This window comes from Antarcticirhabdus aurantiaca (genome assembly GCF_009765365.1).
GTDB classification, from domain to species: domain Bacteria; phylum Pseudomonadota; class Alphaproteobacteria; order Rhizobiales; family Rhizobiaceae; genus Antarcticirhabdus; species Antarcticirhabdus aurantiaca.
Genome location: NZ_VTOM01000003.1, coordinates 111,179 through 125,159, shown reverse-complemented (window position 1 = coordinate 125,159; position 13,981 = coordinate 111,179). Strand labels below are relative to the sequence as shown.

The 13,981-nt window shown below is 70.0% G+C and carries 18 protein-coding genes; 15 read left to right on the top strand and 3 right to left on the bottom strand.

Translation table 11 applies throughout. The features are described from left to right. Positions 1-81 precede the first annotated feature (81 nt). Complete coding sequence (locus tag FZN60_RS04480) at positions 82-405, bottom strand: hypothetical protein (RefSeq protein WP_158871524.1); 324 nt, start codon at positions 403-405, stop codon at positions 82-84. A gap of 189 nt (positions 406-594) precedes the next feature. Between FZN60_RS04480 and FZN60_RS04475 the strand changes: the two genes are divergently transcribed. The 14 genes from FZN60_RS04475 (at position 595) to sctU (ending at position 11,466) form a co-directional block, all read left to right on the top strand. Continuing rightward, positions 595-1,233 carry a hypothetical protein gene (locus FZN60_RS04475; protein WP_158871522.1) on the top strand — a complete coding sequence of 213 codons (639 nt, stop codon included), beginning with the start codon at positions 595-597 and terminating at the stop codon, positions 1,231-1,233. A gap of 18 nt (positions 1,234-1,251) precedes the next feature. Beyond that, positions 1,252-1,626 carry a hypothetical protein gene (locus FZN60_RS04470; protein ID WP_158871521.1) on the top strand — a complete coding sequence of 125 codons (375 nt, stop codon included), beginning with the start codon at positions 1,252-1,254 and terminating at the stop codon, positions 1,624-1,626. Between the two features lie 179 nt (positions 1,627-1,805). Next, positions 1,806-2,309 carry a type III secretion system inner rod subunit SctI gene (gene sctI, locus FZN60_RS04465; protein WP_158871519.1) on the top strand — a complete coding sequence of 168 codons (504 nt, stop codon included), beginning with the start codon at positions 1,806-1,808 and terminating at the stop codon, positions 2,307-2,309. Between the two features lie 12 nt (positions 2,310-2,321). Beyond that, positions 2,322-3,176: a type III secretion system inner membrane ring lipoprotein SctJ gene (gene sctJ, locus FZN60_RS04460; protein WP_158871517.1), complete on the top strand. Its 855-nt coding sequence runs from the start codon at positions 2,322-2,324 to the stop codon at positions 3,174-3,176. A gap of 65 nt (positions 3,177-3,241) precedes the next feature. Next, positions 3,242-3,970, top strand: coding sequence for a hypothetical protein (locus FZN60_RS04455; RefSeq protein ID WP_158871515.1), 729 nt, complete (start codon positions 3,242-3,244; stop codon positions 3,968-3,970). Beyond that, positions 3,949-4,605, top strand: a complete 657-nt coding sequence (gene sctL, locus FZN60_RS04450; protein ID WP_158871513.1) for a type III secretion system stator protein SctL — start codon at positions 3,949-3,951, stop codon at positions 4,603-4,605. Before FZN60_RS04455 ends, sctL begins: the two co-directional genes overlap by 22 nt. Continuing rightward, positions 4,602-6,047, top strand: coding sequence for a type III secretion system ATPase SctN (gene sctN, locus FZN60_RS04445; protein ID WP_158871511.1), 1,446 nt, complete (start codon positions 4,602-4,604; stop codon positions 6,045-6,047). The genes sctL and sctN overlap by 4 nt, the downstream gene beginning before the upstream one ends. A gap of 8 nt (positions 6,048-6,055) precedes the next feature. After that, the gene (gene sctO / locus FZN60_RS04440) at positions 6,056-6,523 is read left to right on the top strand and encodes a type III secretion system stalk subunit SctO (protein WP_158871509.1); all 468 of its coding nucleotides are present in this window, start codon (positions 6,056-6,058) and stop codon (positions 6,521-6,523) included. Then, a complete protein-coding gene (locus FZN60_RS04435) occupies positions 6,523-7,305 on the top strand; it encodes a hypothetical protein (protein ID WP_158871507.1) in 783 nt (260 codons plus the stop codon). The genes sctO and FZN60_RS04435 overlap by 1 nt, the downstream gene beginning before the upstream one ends. After that, the gene (locus FZN60_RS04430; RefSeq protein WP_158871505.1) at positions 7,302-8,402 is read left to right on the top strand and encodes a FliM/FliN family flagellar motor switch protein; all 1,101 of its coding nucleotides are present in this window, start codon (positions 7,302-7,304) and stop codon (positions 8,400-8,402) included. Before FZN60_RS04435 ends, FZN60_RS04430 begins: the two co-directional genes overlap by 4 nt. A gap of 83 nt (positions 8,403-8,485) precedes the next feature. Beyond that, positions 8,486-9,127, top strand: a complete 642-nt coding sequence (gene sctR / locus FZN60_RS04425; RefSeq protein WP_199266483.1) for a type III secretion system export apparatus subunit SctR — start codon at positions 8,486-8,488, stop codon at positions 9,125-9,127. A gap of 31 nt (positions 9,128-9,158) precedes the next feature. Then, a complete protein-coding gene (gene sctS / locus FZN60_RS04420) occupies positions 9,159-9,425 on the top strand; it encodes a type III secretion system export apparatus subunit SctS (RefSeq protein ID WP_158871503.1) in 267 nt (88 codons plus the stop codon). Further along, positions 9,422-10,312: a type III secretion system export apparatus subunit SctT gene (gene sctT / locus FZN60_RS04415; protein WP_158871501.1), complete on the top strand. Its 891-nt coding sequence runs from the start codon at positions 9,422-9,424 to the stop codon at positions 10,310-10,312. The genes sctS and sctT overlap by 4 nt, the downstream gene beginning before the upstream one ends. Beyond that, positions 10,309-11,466 (top strand): type III secretion system export apparatus subunit SctU, encoded by a 1,158-nt coding sequence (gene sctU / locus FZN60_RS04410; protein WP_158871499.1) that lies wholly within the window; start codon positions 10,309-10,311, stop codon positions 11,464-11,466. The genes sctT and sctU overlap by 4 nt, the downstream gene beginning before the upstream one ends. On the opposite strand, the gene FZN60_RS04405 is transcribed toward sctU, so the two are convergent. Together FZN60_RS04405 and FZN60_RS04400 are read right to left on the bottom strand one after the other, a co-directional pair. Next, on the bottom strand, positions 11,467-12,729 hold the full coding sequence (locus tag FZN60_RS04405) for a hypothetical protein (RefSeq protein ID WP_158871497.1): 1,263 nt from the start codon (positions 12,727-12,729) through the stop codon (positions 11,467-11,469). Between the two features lie 45 nt (positions 12,730-12,774). Further along, a complete protein-coding gene (locus tag FZN60_RS04400) occupies positions 12,775-13,224 on the bottom strand; it encodes a type III secretion system chaperone (RefSeq protein ID WP_158871495.1) in 450 nt (149 codons plus the stop codon). A gap of 369 nt (positions 13,225-13,593) precedes the next feature. On the opposite strand from FZN60_RS04400, the gene FZN60_RS04395 reads away from it, so the two are divergent. Then, on the top strand, positions 13,594-13,905 hold the full coding sequence (locus FZN60_RS04395; RefSeq protein WP_158871493.1) for a hypothetical protein: 312 nt from the start codon (positions 13,594-13,596) through the stop codon (positions 13,903-13,905). The last annotated feature ends 76 nt before the right edge of the window (positions 13,906-13,981 follow it).

Sequence of the window (13,981 nt, the reverse complement as noted above, 5' to 3'; positions counted from 1 at the left end):
TGCCGTCTCCCGATGGCGTCGACGCCGGGTCTCGCGATGCCCCGGCCGGTCTCCGTTTTCATATGCGTCCCGCGCTCATCCCTAAAGGCGGAGAAGCCGGCGCGGCGGGCGCGGCGCCGCCGTCTCGTGCCGCGCGCCGCTCGTCAATTCCGCCACGCGCGCGCTCAAGCGGTCGAGCGCGGCGTGGAACTCGTCCATGTCCTCGGCCCAGGCCATGTTGCGCAGGATTCGCTGCGCCATCGGATCGCGGCCCACGATTTCGGCCTCGCAGACCCGCGCCAGCGCCAGACGCAGCTCGACAAGCACGGCCGTGTCGAGCGGCGGCCGGCTTCCGCGCGCGGCGAGCCAGGCTTCCACCACTGCGCTCGCCCGTGCCGCCTCGCTCGACTGCTCCTCGTCCGCCATGTCCGCTCCGGCCGCTCGCCCCGCGCCCCGAGCCACCGATGCGAAGGGCGCCATCTTCTCTAGGTCCTGCCGCCGCCGGCTGCTGTGCCATATGGTACACTGGCGGCACGGCCGGTCGTGGCATGGTGCGGGCGACGAGCGTCGCGCGCTGCCGGGCGGCGTGCAAGGCCGCACAGGCCAGGAGAATGGATGCCAAACGCCCTTGCCGAGGTCTCGGACCGGATTCCGGCTCCCATCGGGGGGCGGGACGGTGAGCCGCGCGAGGCCGGACCCGCCGTCGGAACCGGACCGGCACGTCGCTTGATCGAGGACGGCTTGTCGCGCCTCGACAAACGGGCGGCCGAAGGCGGGGTCGAGGCGCGCGCCGCGCGGACGCTGATCGAGACGGTTCCGAAGGCCGCCGACCGGGAAGCCGCGGCGGTTCGGCTCGGGCTCGTTCCCGGCGCCGAAGAGGACGCGTCCGCGCTCTACGCGCTCGCCTTCGAGGCGGATGCCACGGGCGCGACGGGCGAAGCCGTGCTCATTCTCGGACTTCTGGCCGGAAGCGCCTGGGGCGAGGTCGAGGGCTGCCTCGGCCTGTCGGTGATCGCATGTCGCCTCCGACTGTTCGCCGAGGCGCAGGTCCTGGCGGAGCGCTGCCTCCAGGCCGAAGCGCGCCATCCGAGAGCCCTGTCCGTCGCGGGGATCTGCGCCCTGGAGCGCGGCGACATGGCGGGGGCGCAGAGCTATCTCGCCGCGGCCGCGCGGCTCGCGCGCGCCAATCCCGAGCTGCGGCAGGATCTCCAGGCGGCGCAGCGCGCACTGCTTCTCATGCACCTTTCCTCCTGACAAGGGGCTTGCCATCGCATGCCGGGCCATCTCGTAGACGCCGACGACGCGCGCATGCTCGTCGAGATCGGCTTCATCGCCCTGTCCGCCGGCCTCGACCGGGACGCGGAGGCGATCTTCTCCGGCGTCTCGGCGGCGCGGCCGGGCGGGGAAGCAGGGCCGATCGGCCTGGCCCTCGTGCATCTCGCCCGCAACGAGCCGGCCCGCGCCGTGGCGCTCCTGCGCCCGCTGCCGCCGACCGACGCCGCGCTCGCCTATCTCGGCCTCGCGCTGGCGCGCGAAGGATCGATCGGCGAGGCGCGCCGAATTCTCGCCGACGTCGCGCAGACCGCCTCCGGAACGCCCTTCGGCGACCTTGCGGAAGCCACCCTCGCCGAGCTGCGGGGCGGCTGAGGAACGTTCGCGCCGGCCGATGTCGCGCACCTCGCGAAGATATGAATAGGGACCCGATTTACCTTCGTTTCGTTCTCCGGTTGCGGCTCTTTCTTTCGGCCTGTCCAAGAGTTATGAGTGAGTGAGGCTGCGTGGGGAGGGGTCCTTCGACCGGCCCGTCGGTCTAGAGGGGCTCGTCCATGTATACTTCCGTCCTCTTTTCCGCGGCGGGCGTCGTGCCGACGCCCGAGCCGGTCGCAGCCCCCGTATCGGCCGACCGCATCGATGCCTTCGAGAGCGCCATGCAGCGCCGCGTCGACGAGGCTGCGGCCGGCGGTGCGCCCGAGGCGACGGCGGTGTCCGGCGCCGACGCGCCCGCGCCGACGCCGCAGGCCGGCGGCATCGACGCCGACGCCGAGGCGCGTGCCCGGCAAGGGCTCGGCATCGACGGCGGTTCGGCTTCGGTCGGCGCCGCGCAGCCGCCGAGCGCCGGCGACATGATCCTCAACGGCATCGAGAAGATGCGCGGCGTCTTCGACGCCCGGGAAGCGCGCATCGGCGAGCTGATGAGCGGCAAGACGCTCGACGCCAACGCGCTGATGGCCATGCAGATGGAGGTGGTGAACTTCACCATGCTCGTCGACATCTCCTCGAAGCTGACGGGCAAGTCGACGCAGGCCTTCGACACCCTGATGAAGGGCTGAGGGGCGATACCGGTGCTGCAGGCGGCTTTCTCGAAGGCGCGCGATCCGCGGCGCCGGTCCAACGCGCTTTTGGCGGGCTTGGCGGTCGGGCTCCTTCTCCTGTCCGGCTGCAAGGCGGACCTTTACTCGAACCTGTCCGAGGTCGAGGCCAACCAGATGATGGCCGCTCTGATGTCGAGCGGCATCCAGGCGGAGAAGTCGGGGCTCGGCGAGACCTTCACCCTGCGCGTCGACGAGGCCGACATGGTGCAGGCCATCTCGATCCTCAATGCCAAGGGCTATCCCCGCAACCAGCGCGACTCCATCGGCTCGGTCTTCCAGAAGTCCGGCATCATTTCCTCGCCCTTCGAGGAGCGCGTCCGCTACATCTACGCCCTCGGCGAAGACGTCGCGCAGACGCTCAGCGAGATCGACGGCGTCGTGTCGGCCCGGGTGCACGTGGTTCTTCCGGCGGAGCCGCAGCTCGGCCAGCCGGTGACGCCGTCCTCCGCCGCCGTGTTCATCAAGCACGAGCCGAACGTCGACCTCGAATATTTCGTGCCGCAGATCCGCCGCCTCGTTTCGAGCTCGATCGAAGGCTTGTCCTACGAGGCGGTGACCGTGGTGCTCACCGAGGCGGCGGCGACCGACCTGCCGCCTCCCGCGGCGGAGCGGACGGTGAACGTGCTGCCCGGCCTCGCGGTTCGGGAGGCCGATGTCGGCTTCTTCTGGAGCCTTGCCGGCGGGGTCGCGGTGCTCCTGGCACTGCTTCTGGCGGGAACGGTCGTCGGGATCGTGTCCGTTCTGTCGCGGCGTCGCGCTCGTCGTGCGGGCCGCGCCGTCGTGGTCGCGGGCGATGCGCCCAACGCGCTGATGGAGCCCTCGTGAGCGCGGGCGGCGCCGGCCGCGCGACGCCGCCAGCCCGCCGGATCTGAGGCGGGGAGCGCCGGGGGATGGAGACTGCCGCACCACCCGATCCCGCGCCGGGAGCCGCCTTTGCCGAGGCGGGGCGCCTCGGCGTGGCGCTGTCGCGGACCTTTGACCTCGTGCATCCCTCCCGGTGGTCGGCCGGGCCGCTGGCACCGAGCGAGGTCTTTGCGCTGGCGGGGGAGGCGGCCTTTCGCAGACCGCTCGAACGCGTCCTCGCGGCGGCGCTCGACCGCTCCCGCCTGGACCTTGAAGAACGCTCCCTCGCGGCACCCGCGAGCCAGGCGCCGGCTCGGCTCGCGCGGCTCCTCGTCTGCGAGCCGCGTCAAACGATCGAGCCGGTCGCGCTCTCGTCCGCCGCCGTCGCCTTGCAGAAGCAGGTGCTGCGCGTCGCGCTGAAGCCGATGCGCGAGCGCCTGCGCGCCGCCTTCGGCGCTTCCGCGTTCCTCGTCGCGACGCAGGAAGCGCCGACGCTTCACCCCAGCCTCGCCGCCCTCGCGCCGGAGGGCGCTCTCGACGCGATCGTCGTCTCCGACGAGGCCGAGGAGAACCGCCGGCGGCTGACCGACTGGGGCCTCGCGCTGCTTCTCGCCTTCGTCGAGGCCACTGAGCCGCGCCTCGCCGGCGCCATGGCGGCCCGCCTGCCGCTCGCGCCCGCCGCGGCCGCCACCCCGGGCGCGTTCGGCCCGCACCTCCCGGCCTTCACGCGCTTCGTCCGAAGGAGGCATCCGGAATGGTCGGACCATATCGGCTGAAGGAGCACGGGCTGCGCCTGCCCGCGGGCGCGCACGTCCTGCCGACCGAAGCGGTCGAGGCGCTCGAAGCGGCGGACGCGCTCGTGCGCGCCGCCCAGGCCCGCGCCGCCGAGATCGAGAGCGGCGCGCAGGCGGCCTTCGAGGCGGAGCGCCTCCGCGGCTACGAGGAAGGGCTGCGCATGGCTCGCCTCGAAGCGATCGAGCGCCTGCTCGGCGAGACTCATCTCCTCGACGAGAAGCTCGCCGAGATCGAGGCGCACCTGACCGAGATCGTCATCGCGGCCGTCCGCCGGCTCGTTCAAGGTTTCGACGACGCGCAGAAGGCCGAGTCGATCGTGCGCCTCGCGCTTGGTCAGATGCGCCGCGAAACCAAGGCCGAGCTGCGCGTCTCGCCCGAGCTCCACGAGCCGATGCGCGCGCGCGTCGCCGACATCCTGAAGGACTTTCCCGAGATCAAGTCGGTGGACGTCGTCGAGGACATGTCGCTGGAGGGCTCGCGGGTCGTGGTGGAAACGGCGATCGGCCGGGTCGACGGCGACATCGGCCGCAGCCTCGACGAACTCGGCCGCGCGCTGCGCCGTGCCGGCGGACCGGGGACCGCGGCGCCCATCCTGCTGACGCCGGAGGCCGAATGACCAGCGTCGTCCTGCCGGGTCACGTGGCCGGACCGCCCGTCGTCGTCGCGCCGGAAGGCGAGCAGCCGCTGGAGGAAGCTTCCTCCATCTCGATCGAGGCCGAGCGGGCGCTGGTGATCGGCACGAGCATCGACGCGCTGCGCCGCCGGCTCGCGGCCGCGACGGACGCCCTCGTGCCCTATCCCATGACCGGCCGCGTGCGGAAGGTCGTCGGCACCATCATCCACGCCGCCGTGCCGGACGTGCAGGTGGGCGAGATCGTCGAGCTCCTCAACCGCGCCGCGGGCACGCGCCTCTTCGCCGAATGCGTCGGCTTCCTCGCGGAGGAAGCGCTGCTCTCGCCGATCGGCGACACGCAAGGGGTGAGCCCCCAGACCGAGGTGCGTCGCACCGGCCGCGTCCAGCAGGTGGCCGTCGGGCCCGGCCTCAAAGGCCGCGTCCTCGACGGGCTCGGCAACTTCATCGACAACAAGAACGAGCCCTTCGCGCCGGAAACCTACTACCCCGTCTACAAGGATCCGCCCGATCCGATGACGCGGCGCATCATCGACAAGCCGCTGCCGCTCGGCGTGCGCGCGCTCGACGGCATCCTCACCTGCGGCGAGGGCCAGCGCATGGGCATCTTCGCCGCGGCGGGCGGGGGCAAGTCGACGCTCCTGTCGATGCTGGTGAAGGGCGCCGAGGTCGACATCACGGTCATGGCGCTGATCGGCGAGCGCGGCCGCGAGGTGCGCGAATTTATCGAGCACGACCTCGGCCCCGAAGGCATGGCCAAGGCGATCGTGGTGGTCGCCACCTCCGACCGCTCCTCGATGGAGCGCGCCAAGGCCGCCTTCACCGCGACCGCCATCGCGGAATACTTCCGCGACCAGGGGCAGCGCGTCCTGTTCCTGATGGACTCCGTCACCCGTTTCGGCCGCGCCCAGCGCGAGATCGGCCTCGCCGCCGGCGAGCCGCCGACGCGGCGCGGCTTTCCCCCGTCGGTCTTCGCCAACCTGCCCAAGCTCATGGAGCGGGTCGGGATGAACGACAAGGGCTCGATCACGGCGCTCTACACCGTGCTCGTCGAGGGCGACGACATGAACGAGCCGATCGCCGACGAGACGCGCTCGATCCTCGACGGCCACATCGTGCTGTCGCGAAAGCTCGGTGCCGCCAACCACTACCCCGCGATCGACGTCCTGGCCTCCAAGAGCCGCGTGATGAACGCGGTGACGACGCGCGACCACCGCGCCATGGCCGGGCAGGTGAATTCGTGGCTGGCGCTCTATGCCGATGTCGAGCTTCTTGTTAAGGTCGGAGAGTACAAGAAGGGCAGCGATCCGGAAGCCGACGTCGCCATTGCCAAGTACAAGCAGATCAATGCCTTTCTTCAACAGCGCACGGACGAATTCGACTCGTTCGACGTGACCTTGCGCAAGCTCCAGGCTCTGACCGCATGATCCGGCAGATGAAGGTCCTCGTTCGCGTCAAGGAGCTGAAGCAGGATCAGGCGTTCCGCGCCCTTCAGGCCAAGCGCAGCCAGCACGCCGCGGCGGTCGCGGCGACTGCACGGGCGCGCGCGGCCGTTGTTGAGAGCGCGGCGACCTACGGCGCGCGCGAGGACGCGATCTATGCCGAGGTTCTCGGCCGCGTCGTCGGGCTCGACGGCGTCGACGACGTCCATGCTCGCGTCAAGCAGCTGGAGCGCGACCATCAGATCCTGAAGGACGGCGTCGAGCGCTGCATCCACGTCGAGGCCCGTCTCGCCGGCGAGGTCGAGGCGGCGCTCGCCACCTATCAGGGGGCGGTGAAGATCCGCGACAAGTTCGTGCTCATCACCGACGAGCTCGTGAGCGTCGCGGCCGCCGAAGCCGACGCGAAGGAAGAGAACGAGGTCGAGGAGCTGTTCTCGCGGCCGCGGGCGAGGGCGGCCTGATGCGGATCGACAATCAGATGCGTGGCCCCGACCCGCGCCTCGACGCGGACGCCGCGGAGCGCCGGTCGGCCGACAACCGCGCCGGTCAGGGCTTCGGACGCGACGAGCGCTTCGGGCGCGAAGGGCACCTCCACCAACGCTCAAGCGAGCGCGACTTCGGCAGCTTCGACAAGCATGGGGCCGCGGGCGGGCGCGACCCGCTCTGGAGCTCGCATGCCGACGATGCCGCGCGCGGGCATTTCGAGGATCGGCTCCGCCTGGCCGGCGCCAGGCACGGGAAATCCGAGACGCAGAACCGCGAGCCGGCGGACGAGGGCGCCAAGCTGCTCGCCATGGCCGGCGGCGGGGCGTCGGCTTTGGCCGGCGGCTTCGTGGCCGTGTCTGCGCCCGAGCGTGCGGGCGCCACGCCGGCGGGGGCTCGCGTCGCGGGCATCGAAGACCTCGCGCTGCGCGTCGAGAAGGCCGCGGAAGCGTCATTCGCCGCCGCGTCCGCCGGGGAGCCGCTGCGCATCGACTTTCCGGTGGGCGGCACGGGAATCGGCGGCCTGACGCTGACGATCACGCCCGACGCCATCGATCTCGTCTTTTTGTGCGACGAGGCGGGAATGGGCGCGCTGGCCGCGGCCGCGCAGTCGCTCGCCGACCGCCTGCATGCCCGCTGGCCCGGCCGCACCGTGCGCATCCACGAGAAGATCGACGTCGCCGCGGCCGACGATCGTGCGGCCGGCGACGGCCTGTCCGAGATTTCGCAGCTCTTCGGGCGCGGAGATGCCCGCTCGTGACGCTCGCCTGGTTTCCGAGCCATCTGGGCACCGGCTTCGGGCCGACCGAGTTGTGGAACGGCGTCGCCGCCGCGGCCGGCACGCCGCTGCCGCTCACCGGGACAGGCGCGACGCTCGCCTACGCGCTCTGCGAACCGCCGCCGCCTGAAGCCGCCGTCGCCCAGCTTCGGCTGCCGCCGCTGGCGGGGCCGACCTTCGTGCAGATCCTCGACTTCCCGTTTCGCGAGCGCTTCGGCGTCGATCTCTCCGTGCCGGACCTCGGCGGACTGCCGGACGGCCTGCGGCTCGCGCTGATCGAGGGGATCCTGGAAACTGCCCGCGCCATGCTGCCGCCGGCGCTCGCGGCCGACCTCGTCGTCGAGGCGCAGGGCATCGCATCCGGCTTTCCGACGCTGACCGATGCGGGGCGGCAATGGTTCGAGCTGGACCTGCGCCGTGCCGACGGCCTCGCCGTGCGGTTCCGACTCGGCGGCGATCGGGCGAGCATCGTCGCGGCCGCGGCCGACCACCTGCCTCCGCCCTTCGGCGACGGGCGGATCGAGGCGGTCGCCGCGCAGATTCCGGCGCCCGTCGACATGACCCTCGGCACCCTGGTCCTGACGCTCGGCGAGCTGCGCGCGCTGGCGCCCGGCGCGGTGGTCGTCCTGGCCGAGCGGCCGGCCGGGCTCGTGGTCCTGCGCGCCGCCGACCACCTCTTCGAATTCACCGACAGCGACGACGGCTGGCGCTGTTCCGGCCCGCGTCCGGTTCGAGCACTCGAGCCGCGTCACCCCGTTCACCGCTCATCGCAGGGACGCATGATGGACGAGGCTTCCCGCCCCGACGAGGCCGACGATACGAAGGAAGACGCGGGTGAGGCGCTCTCGCTCGGCGACCTGCGCGTTGCCGTCGACTTCGACCTCGGCCGCTCCATGCTGCCGCTTTCGACCATCGCGTCCTGGCAGCGCGGCGCCCTGGTCGAACTCGGCTCGCCGACCCTCGACAACGGGATCCCGGTGACGATCCGCGTCAACGGCGACCTCGTCGGCAGCGGCGACCTCGTGCGGATCGACGACCGGGTAGCGGTCCGCATCACCCGTCTGTCGCTGCGAGCCTGATCCGTGGCAGACTTGGTCGCAGCGCCGTATGCGGCGCCTAGCTTCGCGTGCCGCCCTGTCCTCCGCCGTCGGGGACAGCCGGCGTGATCGATCCGCTCAACCTCATCTTCATCGTCGCCGCCGCGGCGCTGTTCCCCTTCCTGGCGGTGGTCGCGACGAGCTTCATCAAGATCTCGGTCGTCTTCCTGCTCGTGCGCAACGCCATCGGCGTCCAGAACATCCCGCCCAACATGGCGCTGAACGCGCTCGCCATCATCCTGTCCGGCTACATCATGGCGCCGGTGGTGGTGGAGACCTTCAACATCCTTTCCACCGGCACCTTCCAGTTCAACACCATGGAGGGCGTTCGCGCCGCCTACGACGCGGGGAAGGGGCCGATCACCGAGTTCCTCAACCGCCACGCGGCCGACCGCGAGAAGGTCTTCTTTCTCCAGGCCGCGCAGACGCTCTGGCCGCCCGAACTCGCGGCGCAGCTCGACATGAACAGCATCGCCGTGGTTCTGCCGTCCTTCACGGTGACGCAGCTGCGCGAGGCCTTCGAGATCGGCTTCCTTCTCTACCTGCCGTTCATCGCGATCGATCTCATCGTCTCGAACATCCTGCTCGCCATGGGCATGATGATGGTGAGCCCGCTCACCATCTCCTTGCCCTTCAAGCTGTTCCTGTTCGTGATGATCGACGGCTGGTCGCGGCTCATCCTCGGCCTCGTCGAAAGCTACGTCTGATCCCGGCCGCCCGGTCCGAAAGGCACGTTCCATGTCCCCCGACGTCGCATTGCAGCAGATCACCGAGTCCATGGTCCTCGTGATGGTCCTGTCCATGCCGCCGATCATCGTCGCGGCCGTGGTGGGCATCGGCATCAGCCTGATCCAGGCGCTGACGCAGGTCCAGGAGCAGACCGTGTCCTTCGCGATCAAGCTCGTGGCCGTGGCCGCGACCATCGCTGCCATGGCCGGCCTCCTCGGCTCGGAGATGGTGAACTTCGCGACCAAGCTCTTCACGGAATTTCCGAGCATGACATGAGGGACGTCATCGAGGTCGCGCGGCTCTACTTCAGCTTCTTCGACACGGAGATCGTCGCGCTCCTCCTGACGCTGCCGCGCATCTACGCTTTTCTCTCGACCTCGCAGCTCCTCGCGCAGACCGCCGTTCCGCGCCTCGCGCGCACCGGCGCGATCATCTCCCTGTCCGTCATCGCCGTGCCGATCAACTACGCGCACGCCGCCGACTTCGACATGACGGTCGTGTCCTTCGCGCTGTTCTTCGTGAAGGAATACGCGATCGGCTTCGTGCTCGGCTACGTCGTCGGCTGGCTGTTCTGGGCTGTCCAGTCGGCCGGCGCGCTGATCGACAACCAGCGCGGCGCGGCCATCGCCGCCTCGATCGACCCGCTCCAGGGGCACGAGACCTCGCCGCTCGGCATCCTGTTCAGCCAGGCCTTCCTCACCTACGTCTTCGTCACCGGCGCGATCCTCCCAGTGCTCGGGCTGATGTACCAGTCCTTCGTTCTGTGGCCGGCGACGCGCGGCATTCCGATCCTGTCCGAGGCCTTCCCCGCGCTCGCCCTCTCGATCGCCGACGAGGCCATGCGCATCGTCGTCATCATCGCGGGCCCGATCGTCGCGGTGATGTTTCTCGCCGAGTTCGCGCTCGCCATGATCAGCCGCTTCGCGCCGCAGGTGCAGGTCTTCATCCTGGCGATGCCGATCAAGAGCGCGCTCGCCATCTTCATCCTGATCTTCTACTTTTCGCGGCTGCTGCCCTACGCGACCGACCAGTTGAAGCTCTTCGAGCCCGCGATGAACCGCTTCTACGACGAGATGCGCTTCGCCGATCCCGATGCCGGGCCGGTTTCGCCGGGGCGGCTGCCCGCCGATCCGTCGCCGCCCGCTCCCGAGACGCCGCGATGAGCGGCTCATCGGGCGAGAAGACCGAGCTTCCGACCCCGAAAAAGGAGCGCGACGCGCGCGAGAAGGGGCAGGTCGCCAAAAGCCAGGACGTCGTGACGACCGTCTCGCTCCTCTCGGTGATCGCCTATGTCTGGGTGACCTGGGACGCGACCAATGCGCGGCTCACGACGCTCTTCGATCAGGTCGCCGCGCTCGCGGTCGGCGACTTCCGCACCAACGCGATGGCCGGCATCGCCGCGGCGTCCTGGGACGCCGTGATGATCATGGCGCCGATCCTCGGCGTCGTGGTGCTTTCGGGGGTGGCCGCCAACTACTTCCAGATCGGGGCCCTGTTCTCCTTCGAGAGCATCAGCCCGAAGCTCGAGAAGATCAGCCCCGGCGCGGGCTTCAAGCGCATCTTCTCGATGAAGCAGCTCGTTGACCTCCTGAAGTCGATCGTCAAGATCGTCTTCCTGTCGGTGCTGCTCTACCTCGTCGTTCTCGACGTCATCGCCCCTTACGTGCAGTCGCTCGATTGCGGGCTGCCCTGCATCGGCGACATCACGGTGGCCGCGCTCGGCCAGGTCCTGGTTTATTCCGCGCTCGCCTTCATCGTCGTGGCGCTCGTCGACTTCGTCTATCAGCGCCACTCGCACACCAAGAGCCTGATGATGACGAAGGACGAGGTGAAGCGCGAATATAAGGAAAGCGAGGGCGACCCGCACATCAAGGGCAAGCGCAAGCAGCTCGCCCACGAACTCGCCATGGGCGACGGGGGCCACGCGGCGCGCAAGGGCACCGCGGTCGTCGTCAACCCGACGCACTTCGCCGTGGTGATCCGCTACGAGCCCGGCGAGACGCCGCTGCCCCTCGTCACCGCCAAGGGGCGCAACATGCAGGCCCACTACCTGCGCGCCCAGGCCGAGGAGGCGGGCGTCCCGATCTTCCGCAATCCGCCGCTGGCGCGCGGTCTTTTCGCCGAGGCCGAGCTCTACGAGGCGATCCCGGACGAGTTCTTCGACGCCGTGGCGGAAGTGCTGGCCTGGGTCGCCCGCAACAAGGACAAGCTGTATCGCGAGCGCCTCGACCACGGCGTCATCGAGATGGACGCCGATCCGCACGCGCCGGCCGGCGACCCGAAGCCCGGTGGCGCCGGGAGGCCCGGCGCGCGCTGATCAGGCGGGCTGGCGGGGATCGATGCCGTTGTCGATCTTCGTGTTCCAGTCCGTCCGGATGGCTTCGAAATCGGCGATCATCTGACGACCGCCGCCCTTGGCCGCCAAGACGTCCCAGGCATCGGCCCCGTCGACCACGGCGCGGGCGAACTCCTGGAGGGCCGCTCCGTAGGTCTGCCCGAAGCCTTGCGTGCGCGCGGTGAGCGAGGGATGCCCGCTCTTGGCTTCGAAATCCCGGCCATTGCCGAGCCGCTGCAGCGCCGCGGAAAGCTCCACCCGGTTCTGATAGGGCGTGCTTTCCTTCTCCGCGGCACGGAAGGCGTCGATCTCCTCCTTCGTGCCCTCGACGGGAGCCGGTTTGGCGCCCACGTGCGCATTGACCGTGCGCAGCAGCAGGATGTCGCGTGCGGCATGTTCCTTCATCGCCGTCTTGAGCTGGGGATCGGCGGCGGAGTCGTCGATCGCCTGCCACGCCGTGGCCAAAGCCGCGCGCAGTTCGGTCGGCACGCGTTGCGCCGCGGTCGCGATGGACGCGGCATCGCCCGGGGCGCCGAAGATCGAGGCCCAGGCGCCCTTCATGACGTCGACGGCCTGATCCGCAAGCGCGTCGTGGTCGACCGGTCCGTCGCGAAGCGCCTTGAACGTCGAATCCATCGGCTCACCGCTGTTGACGTCGAGCCCATGAGCCCGCGGCGAGATGGCGAGGGGCGTATTCGGGAGATGGGCCAGCGCACGGCCGGCGACCTCGGCCCCCCAGGCGGCGCCGGTGAGGTTCGCGCCGTTCGACATCGGGTTGGCGCCGCGCAGGAAGGCGCCGATGGAGTCCGCGGTCATGCCGTCGGCCGTGTTCTTGACGATGGCGTAGGTGGCCGCGTTCCGCTCGCTCACGCTGGCCTTGTTGACGTCGAAGGGCAGGCCGTCGGAATTGAAGATCCCATGGGCCTGGCGCTTCAAGGGCAGCGCGGCTGCCGCGGCGGGCGCTGCCGCCTGAGCCGCTGGCTGGGCCGGCGCGTTTGCCGCGGCCGCCGGCTTGAACAACGCCTTCAGCTGGTCGCCGAACTTGCCGAAGAGATCCGTGAGCGGCTTGAAGAAGGCCTGGATCTTGTGACCGATGCCAGAGGCGGGCGCGGGAGCCTGGGCCTGGGGCGCCTGCTGCACCGTATGCGCACCGAAAACGCCGGTCGGCGCCTGCGCCGCGCTGGCCGAGCCGACCTCGCTGCCCGTCATCGGCAGGCTCGCGCGTTGATGGATGGTGTTGCTCATGTCCCTGCGGTCCTTGTGTCCGTGCTGATGGCCTGCTCGCGCCGGTCAGGCGCGGAAGATCGTGCCGCCCATCTGGAAATCGTCTGTCGGCATCGACGGGCTCGCCGCGCCGTGCGTCGCCTCGTCGGAGCGCCAGAAGCTCGCATGGCGCACGAAATCGAGGACGCGCCGCGTGAGTGCCTCCGCGTCGAGGTCGCGCACGTCGAGGCGCTCGCACAGAACGGCCGCGCCCCCGCCGGGCTGAAGGGCCAGCCGGGCGGCGCCCGTCGCCTCGCCGAGATGGTTCGCCTCCAGGAGGCGCCGCAGCGAAGCGGCGTCGGTTCCCTGGCCGGGCAGGGGCGTCCAGAGTTCGAGCTCGCTCGCGCCGCGGCGCGCGATGTTCAGCGGCAGAGATCCGTCGAAGATCAGCGTGAGGTTGCCGGCGCCGTCGAGGCCGATCCCGTCGAGCCCCATCGCGGCTCCGAGCGCTTCGATCGCCTGTTCAACGTTCTGCATCGGTTTGCCCCTTCTTCGACGGCAGGCTGACATGCGCCGGCCCTTGGCCTGGGATCAGCATCGGCAATGCCGGCCTCCGGCGATGTGACCAACGTGACAGGGCGCGGACGATTTCGATCGCCGATTTTCCGAAGGATCCGTTCCGGACGCCCGGCGGGTGTCCGGGCGACGGCCGACGGAGCGAGGGACTGGGCAATCGAGGGGCATGTCGAACCCAAGCCCGTTCCCCATTCGACGCACTGCGCCCCGCCGCGACGACAACATCAGTCCGCCCCGGCGCCTGGGAACTCGGCGGAGCGTTCGACGATAGCGATGCCGGAGGGTTCGAGATCGTCGCGTCCCAGAAGGAAGTGCCCGGCAATGCCGTGCGTGGACAAGCGCTCCACCGTGATTCGAGGTCGGGGATCGTTCTTCCGGCACGCCAGCAACGGGATGATGACGCGGGCCGCGGGGAGGGAGCGCAGCAGCGGCACGGCCGGCAAGGAGAAAACCAATCGGTCGTTGCGCCAAATCCGAGGTGTTCCGCGGCCGAGGCAGACCGATCTGGCGCATCGACGGATCGCCCGGCGCCGCGAGGGACGACGCCATCTGACAGTCGAGAGGAGCGCTGACTCCCCGCAGGACATCAACTGGACCGTGGATTTCGTCGGATGGTGGGCGCGACAGGGATTGAACCTGTGACCCCTACGATGTCAACGGCGAAGACCAGGCTCGGAACCCTTGTGTTCCAATGGTTTAAGCTTCCCGTCGATGCCTC